Origin of the sequence: Paraburkholderia sp. J67 (assembly GCF_905220265.1) — a bacterium.
In the GTDB taxonomy this organism is placed as follows: domain Bacteria; phylum Pseudomonadota; class Gammaproteobacteria; order Burkholderiales; family Burkholderiaceae; genus Paraburkholderia.
On the sequence record NZ_CAJMZK010000113.1, the window covers coordinates 1 to 371 of the forward strand.

A 371-nucleotide genomic window follows, 5' to 3' on the forward strand; every position below is an offset into this window, starting at 1 on the left:
AGCAGCTCGCTCACCGGCACACCCAGACGCTTGCCCTGGGCGTCGAGCAGCGCGGTTTCCAGCGCACTCTTCGAGAAGTGATTGACCTTCACGAGCTTGCCCAGGTGCGCCATCAGCGCCTGGATGCGGGTGGCGTCCTGGCCAATCATGGCCGGGGCGAAATAGGTGTCGATAGCCACCTTCATCGCTTCGGGGCTTTCGGGTCCGTAAGCCATGCCCGCAATCGTGGTGCCTTCACCGATGCCGACCACGCCATCGCTGCAAAATACCTTCACGAGCATCAGGGTTTGCCCGTACATCGTCGCCACGGAAAGCTTGTGGGGGCGAATTGTCGGCAGATCGACAAGGCGGGTTTCGATGCGTTCAATCGT

At 61.2% G+C, this 371-nt stretch carries 1 pseudogene; it reads right to left on the minus strand.

Annotated features, from left to right (window positions below):
* A pseudogene (locus U5782_RS41420) lies at positions 1-371 on the minus strand (muconate cycloisomerase); the annotation flags it as partial.